This is a genomic window from Pseudomonas citronellolis (assembly GCF_029335315.1).
In the GTDB taxonomy this organism is placed as follows: domain Bacteria; phylum Pseudomonadota; class Gammaproteobacteria; order Pseudomonadales; family Pseudomonadaceae; genus Pseudomonas; species Pseudomonas citronellolis_A.
Genome location: NZ_JARJLT010000118.1, coordinates 28,350 through 41,933, shown reverse-complemented (window position 1 = coordinate 41,933; position 13,584 = coordinate 28,350). Strand labels below are relative to the sequence as shown.

Here is a 13,584-nt window from a genome sequence, read left to right as displayed (position 1 = left end):
GTCCCATGGATATTACCGAGTTGCTCGCCTTCAGCGCCAAGCAAGGCGCCTCGGACCTGCACCTCTCGGCTGGCCTGCCGCCGATGATCCGCGTCGACGGCGATGTGCGCCGGATCAACCTGCCGCCGCTGGAACACAAGCAGGTGCACGCGCTGATCTACGACATCATGAACGACAAGCAGCGCAAGGATTACGAGGAATTCCTCGAAACCGACTTCTCCTTCGAAGTTCCGGGCGTGGCGCGCTTCCGGGTCAACGCCTTCAACCAGAACCGCGGCGCCGGCGCCGTGTTCCGGACCATTCCCTCCAAGGTACTGACCATGGAGGATCTGGGCATGGGAGAAGTGTTCAAGCGTATTTCCGACGTGCCGCGCGGGCTGGTGCTGGTGACCGGGCCGACCGGCTCGGGCAAGTCCACCTCGCTGGCGGCGATGCTCGACTACCTGAACAACACCAAGTACAGCCACATCCTCACCGTCGAGGACCCGATCGAATTCGTCCACGAGTCGAAGAAGTGCCTGGTCAACCAGCGCGAGGTGCACCGCGACACCCTCGGCTTCAACGAGGCGCTGCGCTCGGCCCTGCGTGAGGACCCGGACATCATCCTGGTGGGCGAGATGCGCGACCTGGAAACCATCCGCCTGGCGCTGACCGCCGCGGAAACCGGCCACCTGGTGTTCGGCACCCTGCACACCACCTCCGCGGCCAAGACCATCGACCGTATCGTCGACGTGTTCCCCGCCGAGGAAAAGGCCATGGTCCGTTCCATGCTTTCCGAATCGCTGCAGGCGGTGGTCTCGCAGACCCTGCTGAAGAAGATCGGCGGTGGCCGGGTGGCGGCCCACGAGATCATGATAGGTACACCGGCGATCCGTAACCTGATCCGCGAGGACAAGGTGGCGCAGATGTACTCCTCGATCCAGACCGGTGGCGCGCTGGGCATGCAGACCCTCGACATGTGCCTCAAGGGCCTGGTTGCCAAGGGCCTGGTGACCCGCGATTCGGCCAAGGAAAAGGCCAAGATCCCGGAAAACTTCTGATCCGCGCCGGGCTCCGCGCCCGGCCAGGCGGCGCCGCACACGCACGGGCCGCAGGTCGTCAGTCGAATCGCACACTGCGTGAACGAATTAGGTGGGATCGATCATGGAATTCGAGAAACTGCTGCGGCTGATGGTGGAGAAGGGCGCTTCCGACCTCTTCATCACCGCCGGTGTACCCCCGTCGATGAAGGTCAACGGCAAGGTGCTGCCGGTGACCAAGACCCCGCTGTCGCCCGAGCAGACCCGCGAGACCGTGCTGTCGGTGATGAACGAGCAGCAGCGCCGCGACTTCGCCGAGCACCACGAGTGCAACTTCGCCATCAGTGCGCGCGGCATCGGCCGTTTCCGCGTCAGCGCCTTCTACCAGCGCAACCTGGTGGGTATGGTGCTGCGCCGCATCGAGACCAACATCCCGACCATCGAGGATCTCAAGCTGCCGGAGATCCTCAAGAAACTGGCCATGACCAAGCGCGGGCTGGTGATCTTCGTCGGCGCCACCGGTACCGGTAAATCCACCTCGCTGGCGGCGATGATCGGCTACCGCAACAAGAACTCCACCGGGCACATCATCTCCATCGAGGACCCGATCGAGTACATCCACCAGCACCAGGGCTGCATCGTCACCCAGCGCGAAGTGGGCCTGGACACCGACACCTTCGAGGTGGCGCTGAAGAACACCCTGCGCCAGGCGCCGGACGTGATCATGATCGGCGAGGTGCGTTCGCGCGAGACCATGGACCACGCCGTGGCCTTCGCCGAGACCGGCCACCTGTGCCTGGCGACGCTGCACGCCAACAACGCCAACCAGGCGCTGGAGCGGATCATCCACTTCTTCCCCGCCGACCGGCATGGCCAGGTGTGGATGGACCTGTCGCTGAACCTCAAGGCCATCGTCGCCCAGCAACTGGTGCCGACCCCGGACGGCAAGGGCCGCCGCGCGGTGATCGAGGTGCTGCTGAACACCCCGCTGGCCGCCGACCTGATCCGCAAGGGCGAAGTGCACGAACTCAAGCCGCTGATGAAACGCTCCACCGAGCAGGGCATGCAGACCTTCGACCAGGCGCTGTACCAGCTCTACTCCCAGGGCGAGATCACCTACGAGGACGCCCTGGCCTACGCCGACTCGGCGAACGACCTGCGCCTGATGATCAAGCTCGGCTCGGAAACCGACGCCGATCACCTGACGACCATGACCCAGGGCCTGACCCTGGAGCTGAGCGACGACGACCCGAACCGGCGTTTCCGCTGACCGCCATCCCAGGTAGGGCGTATAACCGTTCGCGGTCATACGCCGTTGGCCGCAACACCGGTGCCTGGCGGTATCGGCGGATAACGCCGTAGGCGTTATGCGCCCTACGGCGTTGGCCCCGAAAGGCCCCTCCGCGACTTTTTCTTACAGTGATGGCAAACCTGCCGCTGTCGCATCGGTCGAATCCAGGAATGCCTGCCAAGGAGCGCTTCATGCCCAACACCCCCGACACCCACAGCAAGGTCATCGGCTACCTGCTGTGGATCTTCGGTTTCACCGGTTCCCACCGCTTCTACTATGGCAAGCCGGTGACCGGGACCATCTGGTTCTTCACCCTCGGCCTGTTCTTCATCGGCTGGATCATCGACCTGTTCCTGATCCCCTCGATGGACGACGAGGCCGACCAGCGCTTCCGCAGCGGCGCCCTGGACTACAACGTGGCCTGGATACTGCTGACCTTCCTCGGCGTATTCGGCGTGCACCGCATGTACATGGGCAAGTGGCTCACCGGTATCCTCTACCTGTGTACCGGCGGGCTGTTCTTCCTGGGCGTGCTCTACGACTTCTGGACGCTGAACGCGCAGATTTCCGAGCGCAACGGCCCGCAGCGGCTGTAAGCCCTGCTTGCCAGAAAGCCCGCCCATCGGCGGGCTTTTTCGTTGCCGCGGCCTGGCAGTGGGCGGGCCGCCGGCCTATGGTCAGGAGGACCATAAAGCCGCGCCGCCGGGCGATCCCCGGGGCGCCGACAAGGAGTGGCTGCCATGAGCAACGAACTTCGCCCTGCCGTACTGGACCTGATCGGCAACACGCCGCTGGTCCGCGTCACCCGCTTCGATACCGGCCCCTGCACGCTGTTCCTCAAGCTGGAGTCGCAGAACCCCGGCGGCTCGATCAAGGACCGCATTGGCGTGGCCATGATCGAGGCCGCCGAGCGCGACGGCCGCCTGCGTCCCGGTGGCACCATAGTCGAGGCCACCGCCGGCAACACCGGCCTGGGGCTGGCGCTGGTCGGCCGCGCCAAGGGCTACCGGGTGGTGCTGGTGGTGCCGGACAAGATGTCCAGCGAGAAGGTCCTGCACCTCAAGGCCATGGGCGCCGAGGTCCACATCACCCGCTCCGACGTCGGCAAGGGCCACCCGGAGTACTACCAGGACGTGGCCGCGCGCCTGGCGCGGGACATTCCCGGTGCGTTCTTCGCCGACCAGTTCAACAACCCCGCCAACCCCCTGGCCCACGAGACCAGCACCGCCCCGGAAATCTGGCAGCAGACCGGCCACGACCTCGACGCCATCGTCGTCGGCGTCGGTTCGGCGGGCACCCTCACCGGGCTGACCCGCTTCTTCCGCCAGGTGCAGCCGGAGCTGGAGATGGTCCTGGCCGACCCGGTGGGCTCGGTGATGGCCGGCTACGTGCGCGACGGCAGCCTGGGCGAGGTCGGTTCCTGGGCGGTGGAAGGCATAGGCGAGGACTTCATTCCGTCCATCGCCGACCTCTCCAGCGTGCGCCACGCCTACTCCATCAGCGACGAGGAAAGTTTCGCCCACGCCCGCGAGCTGCTGCGCGCCGAGGGCATCCCCGGCGGCTCGTCCACCGGCACCCTGCTGGCCGCGGCGCTGCGCTACTGCCGTGAGCAGACCGAGCCCAGGCGCGTGCTCAGCTTCGTCTGCGACACCGGCACGCGCTACCTGTCCAAGGTCTACAACGACCAGTGGATGACCGACCAGGGCCTGCTCCAGCGCAAGCGCTACGGCGACCTGCGCGACATTATCGCGCGGCGCTTCGAGGACGGCCGGGTGGTCAGCGTGGGCCCGCAGGACACCCTGCTCACCGCCTTCCAGCGCATGCGCCTGGCCGACGTCTCGCAACTGCCGGTGCTGGCCGACGGCAGGCTGGCCGGGGTCATCGACGAATCCGACATCCTCCTCGGCGTGCACGCCGACAACAGTCAGTTCCGCGAGCCGGTGGCCAGCGTGATGACCACCCGCCTGGAGACCCTGGCGCCGAACGCCAGCCTGGCCGAGCTGCAGGCCGAGCTGGATCGCGGGCTGGTCGCCATCATCGCCGACGCCTCGGGCTTCCACGGCCTGATCACCCGCTTCGACCTGCTCAACCACCTACGGAGAACGCTCGCATGAGCCAGGATTCCAACGCCCGGCGCGGTTTCGCCACCCGCGTCATTCATGCCGGCCAGGCCCCCGACCCCTCCACCGGGGCGCTGATGCCGCCGATCTACGCCAACTCCACCTACCTGCAGGACAGCCCCGGCGTACACAAGGGCCTGGACTACGGGCGTTCTCACAATCCCACGCGCTGGGCGCTGGAACGCTGCGTGGCGGACCTGGAGGGCGGCAGCAAGGCGTTCGCCTTCGCCTCGGGCCTGGCGGCCATCTCGGCGACCCTGGAGCTGCTCGACGCCGGCTCGCACATCGTCTCCGGCAACGACATCTACGGCGGCACCTTCCGCCTGTTCGAACGGGTGCGCCGGCGCAGCGCCGGGCACGACTTCAGCTTCGTCGACCTGACCGACACCGCCGCCATCGAGGCCGCCCTGCGCCCGGAAACCCGCATGGTCTGGATCGAGACGCCGAGCAACCCGCTGCTGCGCCTGGCCGACCTGCAGGCCATCGCCCGCCTGTGCCGCAGCCGCGGCATCCTCTGCGTGGCCGACAACACCTTCGCCAGCCCGCGCATCCAGCGCCCGCTGGAGCTGGGTTTCGACGTGGTGGTGCATTCGACCACCAAGTACCTCAACGGCCACTCCGACGTCATCGGCGGCATCGCCGTGGTCGGCGACAACCCGGAACTGGCCGAGCGCCTGGGCTTCCTGCAGAACGCGGTGGGCGCCATCGCCGGGCCGTTCGACGCCTTCCTCACCCTGCGCGGGGTGAAGACCCTGGCCCTGCGCATGGAGCGCCACTGCAGCAACGCCCTGGAGCTGGCGCGCTGGCTGGAGAACCAGCCGCAGGTGGCGCGTGTGCATTACCCGGGCCTGCCGTCGCACCCGCAGCACGAGTTGGCCAAGCGGCAGATGAACGGCTTCGGCGGGATGATCTCCCTGGACCTGGCCACCGACCTGGCCGGTTCGAAGCGCTTCCTGGAGAACGTCCGCCTCTTCGCCCTGGCCGAGAGCCTGGGTGGCGTGGAAAGCCTGATCGAGCACCCGGCGATCATGACCCACGCCACCATCCCCCCGGCGACCCGCGCGGAGCTGGGCATCGGCGACGCGCTGATCCGCCTGTCGGTGGGGGTGGAGGATGTCGAAGACCTGCGCGCGGACCTGGCGCAAGCGCTGGCGACTATCTAAGGGTTTTTTTTTGTAGGAGCGAGCTTGCTCGCGAATGGCGCCTCCCGGCCATCCTGTGCCTGGGGTCATCTCCGTTCCCTCTCCCCAGCCCTCTCCCTGAAGGGAGAGGGGGCTTGTCCGTGCCGAGAGGAGGAATGGTTTCAACTGGAAACCGCCGAGACAGACGGCTAACTGCAGCACATCCAACTCTGCCCAACGGTCCCCTCTCCCTTCAGGGAGAGGGTTAGGGAGAGGGGGCGGAGCTGGGGTGATGCACTGCCGTTAAAGGGAAACACCGTTCGTGAGCAAGCGCGCTCCGGCAGGAAAAGAAAAAGCCCGCCAATTGGCGGGCTTTGTCATGCCAGGCAGGCTCAGATGGCGTGGACGATATGCCCATCCACCAGGGTGCAGCGCACCGCGCCCGGCAGGCAGTGGCCGAGGAACGGGCTGTTCTGCCCGCGCGAGTACCAGGTCTCGCCGGCCAGGGTCTGGCCTTGCGCTTCGAACAGCACCAGGTCGGCGGCCTGGCCCACGGCGATGCGCCCGGCCGGCAGGCGCAGGGCCGCGGCGGGGCCGCTGGTCAGGCGCGCCAGCAGGGTCGGCAGGTCGAGCAGGCCGTCCTGGATCAGGGTCATGGCCAGCGGCAGCAGCAGCTCGACGCTGCTGATGCCCGGCTCGGTGGCGGCGAACGGGGCGTTCTTGGCGTCCGCCTCGTGGGGCTGGTGGTGGCTGGCGATGGCCTGCACCACGCCGCTCTTCACCGCTTCGCGCAGGGCGTCGCGGTCTTTGCGCGAGCGCAGCGGCGGCTGCACGTGGTAGAGGCTGGAGAAGTCGCTCAGGGCCTCGTCGGTGAAGATCAGCTGGTACAGCGCCACGTCGGCGGTCACCGGCAGGCCACGGGCCTGGGCCTGGGCGATCATCTCCACGCCACGGGCGCTGGTCAGCTGGCTGAAGTGCGCGCGCACGCCGCTCTGTTCCACCAGCAGCAGGTTGCGCGCCAGGGCCACGGTCTCGGCGCTCTCGGGGATGCCGGCGAGGCCGCGGAAGGCGGCGAGCGGGCCGTCGTGGGCCAGGCCGCCCTCGGCCAGCTCGGCGTCCTGGGAGGTGAAGATCACCGTCAGGTCGAAGGTCGCGGCGTACTCCAGCGAACGCAGCAGCACGCGGTTGCTGGCCAGCGGCGCCAGGCCGTTGGTGAAGGCCACGCAGCCGGCGTCGCGCAGGGCCACCAGCTCGGACAGCTGCTCGCCGGCCAGGCCGCGGGTCAGCGCGCCCAGCGGGAAGACCTTGGCGTTGCCGGCCTCGCGGGCGCGGTCGAGGATCAGCTCGGCCACCGCCGGGGTGTCCAGCACCGGCTTGGTCTGTGGCGGGCAGCACAGGCTGGTAACGCCGCCGGCGCTGGCCGCGCGGGTCTCGCTCTCGATGTTGCCCTTGCGGCTGTAGCCCGGTTCGCACAGGGCGACGTTGAGGTCGACCAGGCCGGGGGCGGCGATCAGCCCCGCGGCGTCGAGTTCCTGGGCGGCGCGAAAGCCCGCCGGCGCCTCGCCGAGGGCGACGATGCGGCCGGCCTCGATATGGATGTCGCAGGCCTGGTCCAGGCCGCTGGCCGGATCGATGACGCGGGCGCCGTGAATGCTGACGGTCATTGCGCGTCCTCCTGTTCCAGCTGGCGTTGGGCGTTCTGCCCACTCATGGCCATGGACAGCACGGCCATGCGGATGGCGATCCCGTAGGTCACCTGGTTGAGAATCACCGACTGCTCGCCGTCGGCCACCGCGGATTCGATCTCCACGCCGCGGTTGATCGGCCCCGGGTGCATGACGATGGCGTCCGGCTTGGCCAGCTTCAGGCGCTTCTCGGTCAGGCCGTAGAGCTTGAAGAACTCGCCTTCGCTGGGCAGCAGGCCGCCGGCCATGCGCTCGCGCTGCAGGCGCAGCATGATCACCACGTCGACGTCCTTCAGGCCCTCGTTGGCGTCGGTGTAGACCTTCACCCCGTAGGAATCCTCGAGGCCGATCGGCAGCAGGGTGCGCGGCGCGATGACGCGGATGTCCGGGCAGCCGAGGGTCTTCAGCGCCAGCATGTTCGAGCGCGCCACCCGCGAGTGCAGGATGTCGCCGACGATGGCCACCGAGAGGTTCTCGAAGCCGCCCTTGTGGCGGCGGATGGTCAGCATGTCGAGCATGCCCTGGGTCGGGTGGCCGTGGCGGCCGTCGCCGCCGTTGATCACCGCCACCTTCGGGCTGACGTGCTCGGCGATGAAGTGCGCGGCGCCGGAGTCGCTGTGGCGCACCACGAACATGTCGGCGGCCATCGCCTCGAGGTTGCGCAGGGTGTCGGTGAGCGTCTCGCCCTTGCTGGTCGAGGAGGTCGACACGTTCAGCGTGATGACGTCGGCGGACAGGCGCTGGGCGGCCAGTTCGAAGGTGGTGCGGGTGCGCGTGGAGTTCTCGAAGAACACGTTGCACACGGTCTTGCCGCGTAGCAGCGGGACTTTCTTCACCGCGCGGGCGCCGACTTCCAGGAAGGAGTCGGCGGTGTCGAGGATCTCGGTCAGCAGCTCGCGGGGCAGGCCGTCGAGCGAGAGGAAGTGGCGCAGCTGGCCCTGGTCGTTGAGCTGCAGCGGGCGCTTGGCGTCTGTCGGCATGGGGCAGGCCCTGAAATGTGAAAGGGTGGCGTGCGCGCTCAGAGCGCGCCGATGAGGGTGCGCTCGAGGATGAGTGGTGCGGGACCGCGCAATTTTACCCTTTCATTGGGGGACAGCGACAGGGTCTGGCCGACGACATCGGGGCGGATCGGCAATTCGCGGGCGTTCAGGTCGAGCAGGCAGACCAGGGTCACGCTGGCCGGACGCCCGTAGTCGAACAGTTCGTTGAGCGCGGCGCGGATGGTACGGCCGCTCATCAGCACGTCGTCGACCAGCACCAGGTGCTGGCCGTCGATCTCGAACGGCAGCTCCGACGGGCGGACCTGCGGGTGCAGGCCGCTGCGGGTGAAGTCGTCGCGGTAGAAGGAGACGTCGAGGATGCCGAGGATTTCCTCGCTGTGCAGCTCCTTGAGCAGGGCCTGGGCGACCCAGATGCCGCCGGTGTGGATGCCGACGAAGCGCGGCGCGTCGATGCCTCGCTCGGCGAGGTGGTTGCGCAGGTCGGTGGCCATGCGTGGCAGGAGTTCGGCGGGGCTGGGCAGGTTCATGACACCTCCTGGAAGGGGCTCGGGGCGGTCCAGGCTGGGCCGCCGGGGATTCCTCGGGCGCCCGTGGGTGGCGGGTACCCGCTCAAGATTAGCGCGTGTGCCGTGGCCGGCACTGCCGCAGGTCAAGCGCCGCCGTGCTGCTCCAGCCAACCCTCGAGCAGCAGGGCCGCGGCGAGGGCGTCCACCGGGCGCTCGCGGAAGCCGTCGCGCTGGCCCTGGGCCAGGCGTTCGCCCTTGGCGGCGTAGGTGGTCAGGCGCTCGTCGTGGGTGTGCACCGGCAGGTTGTAGCGGCCACTGAGGCGGCGGGCGAACTTCTCGGCGCGCTCGCTCATTTCGCTGGGCGTGCCGTCCATGTTCAGCGGCAGGCCGACGACGATGGCATCGGGCTGCCATTCCTTGATCAGCGCCTCGACGCGGTTCCAGTCCGGCACGCCGTTCTGCGCCTTGAGCACGCACAGCTCGCGGGCCTGGCCGGTGATCGCCTGGCCGACGGCGACGCCGATCTGCCGGGTGCCGTAGTCGAAGCCCAGGAGCAGGCGCGGCGCGGCCATCAGGCGTGCCCGGCCTGGGCGGTGAGCAGCGCCAGGTTGATGCCCAGGCGTTGCGCGGCGGCGGCCAGGCGCTGTTCGGTGGGGGTGTCGAAGAGCACTTCGAGGTCGGCGGGGCAGGTCAGCCAGGCGTTGTCGGCCAGCTCGGCCTCCAGCTGGCCGGCTTCCCAGCCGGCGTAGCCGAGGGCGATCACGCTTTGCGCGGGGCCGCTGCCGTCGGCGATGGCGAAGAGTACGTCCTGGGAGGTGGAGAGGTTCAGTTCGCCCAGCTCCAGGGTGGCCTGGAACGTCTGCCCGGCGGGGTGCAGGACGAAGCCGCGGTCGGTCTGTACCGGGCCGCCGCTGTACACGGTGACGCCCTGGCAGCGCGCCGGCGGCAGCGGCTCGGGGCGCAGCTGTTCGAGCACGTCGCTGAGGCTGAGGCCGCTGGGGCGGTTGATCACCAGGCCCATGGCGCCCTGCTCGTTGTGCTCGACCAGGTAGGTGACGGTCTGCGCGAAATTCGGATCGGCCATGTGCGGCATGGCGATCAGGAAATGGTGCTTGAGGTAGGTGGGCGCTGTATTCATTGCGCTAGTTTCAGGCCTCGGCGCGCCGCCTGCAAGCGCACGCGCGGGCTACTGGCTGGACAGGCGGTCGCCGCGTTCGAAGCGCCAGGTGCGGATGATTTCCAGGCGGTCGATGTCCGCCAGGTCGCCGCTGAACGGCGCGAAGGGCGCGGCCAGGCGGACGATGCGCTGGGCCGCCTGGTCGAGCAGCGGCTGGCCGGAAGACTCCAGCACCTGCACCTCGTACAGCGAGCCGTCGCGGTTGATCGACACCAAAAGCCGCAGGCTGCCATAGACGCGCTGGCGACGGGCCTCGTCGGGGTAGTTGAGGTTGCCGATGCGCTCGATCTTCTTGCGCCACTCCTCCTTGTACCAGGCGCCCTTGTCGCGCATGGTCGAGGCGGCGGTCAGGCGGTGGATGCGCGGGCGCTTGGCGTAGGCCTGGCGCTCCTTGGCGAGGTCCGCCTCGAGGCTGGAAATCTCCGCCGAGAGCTGGCTGGAATCGAATTGCGGGGTCGGCTCGGCGGCCTGCTCGGCCTTGGGCTTCTGCGGCTTGGCCTGGACCTTCTGCTGCTTGGGCGCCTTGGTCGCCACCGCGGTCTTCGGCGTTTCCTGCTCCTTGGCCTGCTTGGGCACCGGCGGCGGGGCCACCTTCTTCGCCTCGCTGTCCTGGAACGGCGCCTGCTCGGTGGTCTTCGGGATGGCCTTGTGCTCGAGGGTGCCGCTGCCTTCCTGGTTCATCTGCGCCAGGTAGTCGGCCTTCTCCGGCTTTTTATCGCTCTTGAAGGTCGCCAGGGTGATTTCCAGTGTCTTGCTCAACTGGCTCGGGTGCGGCATGGAGAAGCCCACGCCGAGGATCAGCGCGACATGCAGCACCGCCGCCACGAACAGGGTGAAGCCCAGGCGGTCCGCCGGGCGGACGCCGGAGGACGCGAAGACTTTGGGGGAGGTTGCAGCGTTCATTGCGGTTCGAGCTGGGCCGGGGTGGGCGAAGTCTGCTTTCCCCGGCCGCCGCCTGCAAGCGGCAAGCGTCAAGTTGTCGGCTGCGTCAAACTTGCGGCGCGGCCGCGCGCGCCTTGAGCTTGCCCTCGATGGCGTCCATCAGGCGCTCGCCGATGCGGGTGTCGTAGGCCTTGTCGATCTCGCGGATGCAGGTCGGGCTGGTGACGTTGATCTCGGTGAGGAAGTCGCCGATCACGTCCAGGCCGACGAACAGCAGGCCGCGCTCGCGCAGCTGCGGGCCGACCTGGGCGGCGATCCAGCGGTCGCGCTCGGTCAGCGGCTGGGCCACGCCGCGGCCGCCGGCGGCGAGGTTGCCGCGGGTCTCGCCCTGCGCCGGGATGCGCGCCAGGCAGTATTCCACCGGCTCGCCGTCGATCATCAGGATGCGCTTGTCGCCGTCCTTGATCTGCGGGATGTAGCGCTGCGCCATGATCTGCAGGCTGCCGTGATGGGTCAGGGTCTCGAGGATCACCGAGAGGTTCGGGTCGCCCTCGCGGTGGCGGAAAATCATGCTGCCGCCCATGCCTTCGAGGGGTTTGAGAATGATGTCACGATGTTCGGCGGCGAACTCGCGCAGAATGTCGGCGCGCCGGGTGACCACGGTCGGCGGCGTGCATTGGGGAAACAGGGTGGCGAAGAACTTCTCGTTGCAGTCACGCAGGCTCTGCGGGCGGTTCACCACCAGGGTGCCGGCGCGTTCGGCCTGTTCCAGCAGGTAGGTGGAATAGACGAACTCGTTGTTGAACGGCGGATCCTTGCGCATCAGGATCACGTCCAGCTCGGCGAGCGGCAGGTCGGTCTCCTCCGCCAGCTCGTACCAGCGTTCGGCGTCGTTGAAGACTTTCAGGGAGCGCAACTTCGCCCGGGCGACGTTCTCTTTCTGGTAAAGATCCTGCTGTTCCATATAGAAGAGCGACCAGCCTCGGGCCTGGGCCGCCAGCAGCATCGCCAGGGAGCTGTCCTTCTTGAAGTTGATGCTCGCGATGGGGTCCATCACGATGCCCAGGCGTACGCTCATGGGGAGTCCTCCGAAAGGGGCTGGGTGCGGTGTCGAGCCGCGCCGAATGGGGGCGAAAAGATGCTCAGGGTGGCGCCGGATATGTGCCCGGTCAAGGAAAAAGCCAGCCCGTTTGGGGTGTTATGGATGGATGCTGGAGAGTGTGCTAAAAGACTCCGACGATTGGGTCGCAGCCCGAACGGTGGCAGGGCGTCAGCGCACTGAATATAAGACATGAACGATTCACCGAGATGCTAAGGGCGAACATGGAACAGCATTCCGATGGTTTGAAGGTCATGGTGATCGACGACTCCAAGACGATTCGTCGCACCGCGGAAACCTTGCTGAAGAAGGTCGGCTGTGACGTCATCACCGCGATCGATGGTTTCGATGCGCTGGCGAAGATCGCCGACACCCACCCGAACATCATCTTCGTCGACATCATGATGCCGCGCCTCGATGGCTACCAGACCTGCGCCCTGATCAAGAACAACAGCGCCTTCAAATCCACCCCGGTGATCATGCTGTCCTCCAAGGACGGCCTGTTCGACAAGGCCAAGGGTCGCATCGTCGGTTCCGATCAGTACCTCACCAAGCCTTTCAGCAAGGAAGAGCTGCTCGGCGCCATCAAGACCCACGTGCCCGACTTCACCCCGGTGGAGCAAGCTTCCTGATGTCCGGCCCTGCGTGCCGGTGATGCCTTTCCTGGGGGACCCCAATGGCTCGAATTCTGATTGTTGATGACTCTCCGACCGAGATGTACAAGCTGACCGCGATGCTGGAGAAGCACTCGCATCAGGTACTCAAGGCCGAGAACGGCGCCGACGGCGTCGCCCTGGCCCGGCAGGAGAAGCCGGACGTGGTCCTGATGGACATCGTCATGCCCGGCCTGAACGGCTTCCAGGCTACCCGCCAGCTGTCCAAGGACCCGGAGACCAGCGCCATCCCGGTCATCATCGTCACCACCAAGGATCAGGAGACCGACAAGGTCTGGGGCAAGCGCCAGGGCGCGCGCGACTACCTGACCAAGCCGGTCGACGAAGAAACGCTGCTCAAGACCATCAATGCGGTTCTCGCCGGCTGACGCCGGACGGGGCCCGGATAACTATTAGAAAAAGGCCAGGGCCGGCATGTCGGAAGTCCAGAGTCCCTACCAGCTCCTCGTCGAGATCGACCAGCGTTGTCGGCGCCTGGCGGCCGGCCTGCCGGCGCAACGCGAGGCCGTGCAGAGCTGGAACGGCATCGGCTTCCGCATGGGTGGCCGCCTGTTCGTGGCGCCCATGGGCGAGGTCGGCGAAGTGCTCCACGAGCCCCGCTATACCCTGCTGCCCGGCGTGCGCGACTGGGTAAAGGGCGTGGCCAACGTCCGCGGTCGGCTGCTGCCGATCATGGACCTGTGCGGATTTCTCGGCGCGGAGCTGTCGCCGTTGCGCAAGCAGCGCCGCGTGCTGGTGGTGGAACACGGGGAGGTGTTCGCCGGGCTCATCGTCGATGAGGTCCTGGGCATGCAGCACTTCCCGGTGGACGCTTTCAGCGAGCAGCTGCCGCCCCTCGAGGCGGCGGTGCAACCCTTTGTTCATGGCGTATTCCATCGAGAACAGCCCTGGCTGGTATTCAGCCCGCATGCCCTGGCGCAGCACCCGGGCTTCCTCGACGTCGCCAGCTAGTTCGAAACCGGTTGGGCCGGGAGTTTCCGGCCCTTGTCGTGACATGGAAACCGTAATC

The 13,584-nt window shown here is 67.4% G+C and carries 15 protein-coding genes; 8 read left to right on the top strand and 7 right to left on the bottom strand.

All coding sequences use genetic code 11. The annotated features are described in order from the left end of the window. The first annotated feature begins 5 nt into the window (after nucleotides 1–5). The 5 genes from pilT to P3W75_RS10260 all read left to right on the top strand — a co-directional run bounded on the left by pilT (nucleotide 6) and on the right by P3W75_RS10260 (nucleotide 5,593). Nucleotides 6–1,040, top strand: coding sequence for a type IV pilus twitching motility protein PilT (pilT, locus tag P3W75_RS10280; RefSeq protein ID WP_276227276.1), 1,035 nt, complete (start codon nucleotides 6–8; stop codon nucleotides 1,038–1,040). Between the two features lie 103 nt (nucleotides 1,041–1,143). Next, nucleotides 1,144–2,289 (top strand): type IV pilus ATPase PilU, encoded by a 1,146-nt coding sequence (gene pilU / locus P3W75_RS10275; protein WP_276227275.1) that lies wholly within the window; start codon nucleotides 1,144–1,146, stop codon nucleotides 2,287–2,289. A gap of 212 nt (nucleotides 2,290–2,501) precedes the next feature. Then, nucleotides 2,502–2,906, top strand: coding sequence for a TM2 domain-containing protein (locus tag P3W75_RS10270; RefSeq protein WP_276227274.1), 405 nt, complete (start codon nucleotides 2,502–2,504; stop codon nucleotides 2,904–2,906). A gap of 144 nt (nucleotides 2,907–3,050) precedes the next feature. Next, nucleotides 3,051–4,424 carry a pyridoxal-phosphate dependent enzyme gene (locus tag P3W75_RS10265; RefSeq protein WP_276227273.1) on the top strand — a complete coding sequence of 458 codons (1,374 nt, stop codon included), beginning with the start codon at nucleotides 3,051–3,053 and terminating at the stop codon, nucleotides 4,422–4,424. Further along, nucleotides 4,421–5,593: a cystathionine gamma-synthase gene (locus P3W75_RS10260; protein ID WP_276227272.1), complete on the top strand. Its 1,173-nt coding sequence runs from the start codon at nucleotides 4,421–4,423 to the stop codon at nucleotides 5,591–5,593. The genes P3W75_RS10265 and P3W75_RS10260 overlap by 4 nt, the downstream gene beginning before the upstream one ends. A gap of 350 nt (nucleotides 5,594–5,943) precedes the next feature. Here the strand turns inward: P3W75_RS10260 and P3W75_RS10255 are convergent, their stop codons facing one another. The 7 genes from P3W75_RS10255 to gshB form a co-directional block, all read right to left on the bottom strand. Continuing rightward, nucleotides 5,944–7,215 carry a dihydroorotase gene (locus tag P3W75_RS10255; RefSeq protein WP_276227271.1) on the bottom strand — a complete coding sequence of 424 codons (1,272 nt, stop codon included), beginning with the start codon at nucleotides 7,213–7,215 and terminating at the stop codon, nucleotides 5,944–5,946. Next, entirely contained in the window at nucleotides 7,212–8,216 is a 1,005-nt protein-coding gene (locus P3W75_RS10250; protein WP_276227270.1) for an aspartate carbamoyltransferase catalytic subunit, read from the bottom strand. The genes P3W75_RS10255 and P3W75_RS10250 overlap by 4 nt, the downstream gene beginning before the upstream one ends. A 38-nt stretch (nucleotides 8,217–8,254) precedes the next feature. Beyond that, entirely contained in the window at nucleotides 8,255–8,764 is a 510-nt protein-coding gene (gene pyrR / locus P3W75_RS10245; protein WP_276227269.1) for a bifunctional pyr operon transcriptional regulator/uracil phosphoribosyltransferase PyrR, read from the bottom strand. Nucleotides 8,765–8,886: 122 nt separating this feature from the next. Then, a complete protein-coding gene (ruvX, locus tag P3W75_RS10240; protein ID WP_276227268.1) occupies nucleotides 8,887–9,315 on the bottom strand; it encodes a Holliday junction resolvase RuvX in 429 nt (142 codons plus the stop codon). Next, a complete protein-coding gene (locus P3W75_RS10235; protein WP_276227267.1) occupies nucleotides 9,315–9,881 on the bottom strand; it encodes a YqgE/AlgH family protein in 567 nt (188 codons plus the stop codon). Before P3W75_RS10235 ends, ruvX begins: the two co-directional genes overlap by 1 nt. Before the next feature lie 48 nt (nucleotides 9,882–9,929). Further along, on the bottom strand, nucleotides 9,930–10,823 hold the full coding sequence (locus P3W75_RS10230) for an energy transducer TonB (RefSeq protein ID WP_276227266.1): 894 nt from the start codon (nucleotides 10,821–10,823) through the stop codon (nucleotides 9,930–9,932). 85 nt (nucleotides 10,824–10,908) lie between these two features. Then, entirely contained in the window at nucleotides 10,909–11,880 is a 972-nt protein-coding gene (gene gshB / locus P3W75_RS10225; protein WP_276227265.1) for a glutathione synthase, read from the bottom strand. Nucleotides 11,881–12,125: 245 nt separating this feature from the next. On the opposite strand from gshB, the gene pilG reads away from it, so the two are divergent. The 3 genes from pilG to P3W75_RS10210 are packed head-to-tail and all read left to right on the top strand — an operon-like array spanning nucleotide 12,126 to nucleotide 13,526. After that, nucleotides 12,126–12,533 carry a twitching motility response regulator PilG gene (pilG, locus tag P3W75_RS10220; protein ID WP_009615249.1) on the top strand — a complete coding sequence of 136 codons (408 nt, stop codon included), beginning with the start codon at nucleotides 12,126–12,128 and terminating at the stop codon, nucleotides 12,531–12,533. Between the two features lie 44 nt (nucleotides 12,534–12,577). Further along, nucleotides 12,578–12,943 (top strand): twitching motility response regulator PilH, encoded by a 366-nt coding sequence (pilH, locus tag P3W75_RS10215; protein WP_009615257.1) that lies wholly within the window; start codon nucleotides 12,578–12,580, stop codon nucleotides 12,941–12,943. 46 nt (nucleotides 12,944–12,989) lie between these two features. Next, nucleotides 12,990–13,526: a chemotaxis protein CheW gene (locus tag P3W75_RS10210; protein WP_276227264.1), complete on the top strand. Its 537-nt coding sequence runs from the start codon at nucleotides 12,990–12,992 to the stop codon at nucleotides 13,524–13,526. Nucleotides 13,527–13,584 lie beyond the last annotated feature (58 nt).

Coding starts and splice junctions, on each gene's coding strand:
- P3W75_RS10210 (WP_276227264.1), top strand. CDS start 12,990: ATGTCGGAAGTCCAGAGTCCCTACCAGCTCCTCGTCGAGATCGACCAG.
- P3W75_RS10235 (WP_276227267.1), bottom strand. CDS start 9,881: ATGAATACAGCGCCCACCTACCTCAAGCACCATTTCCTGATCGCCATG.
- pilG (WP_009615249.1), top strand. CDS start 12,126: ATGGAACAGCATTCCGATGGTTTGAAGGTCATGGTGATCGACGACTCC.
- P3W75_RS10270 (WP_276227274.1), top strand. CDS start 2,502: ATGCCCAACACCCCCGACACCCACAGCAAGGTCATCGGCTACCTGCTG.
- P3W75_RS10250 (WP_276227270.1), bottom strand. CDS start 8,216: ATGCCGACAGACGCCAAGCGCCCGCTGCAGCTCAACGACCAGGGCCAG.
- P3W75_RS10260 (WP_276227272.1), top strand. CDS start 4,421: ATGAGCCAGGATTCCAACGCCCGGCGCGGTTTCGCCACCCGCGTCATT.
- pilT (WP_276227276.1), top strand. CDS start 6: ATGGATATTACCGAGTTGCTCGCCTTCAGCGCCAAGCAAGGCGCCTCG.
- pilU (WP_276227275.1), top strand. CDS start 1,144: ATGGAATTCGAGAAACTGCTGCGGCTGATGGTGGAGAAGGGCGCTTCC.
- pilH (WP_009615257.1), top strand. CDS start 12,578: ATGGCTCGAATTCTGATTGTTGATGACTCTCCGACCGAGATGTACAAG.
- P3W75_RS10230 (WP_276227266.1), bottom strand. CDS start 10,823: ATGAACGCTGCAACCTCCCCCAAAGTCTTCGCGTCCTCCGGCGTCCGC.
- P3W75_RS10255 (WP_276227271.1), bottom strand. CDS start 7,215: ATGACCGTCAGCATTCACGGCGCCCGCGTCATCGATCCGGCCAGCGGC.
- pyrR (WP_276227269.1), bottom strand. CDS start 8,764: ATGAACCTGCCCAGCCCCGCCGAACTCCTGCCACGCATGGCCACCGAC.
- P3W75_RS10265 (WP_276227273.1), top strand. CDS start 3,051: ATGAGCAACGAACTTCGCCCTGCCGTACTGGACCTGATCGGCAACACG.
- gshB (WP_276227265.1), bottom strand. CDS start 11,880: ATGAGCGTACGCCTGGGCATCGTGATGGACCCCATCGCGAGCATCAAC.
- ruvX (WP_276227268.1), bottom strand. CDS start 9,315: ATGGCCGCGCCGCGCCTGCTCCTGGGCTTCGACTACGGCACCCGGCAG.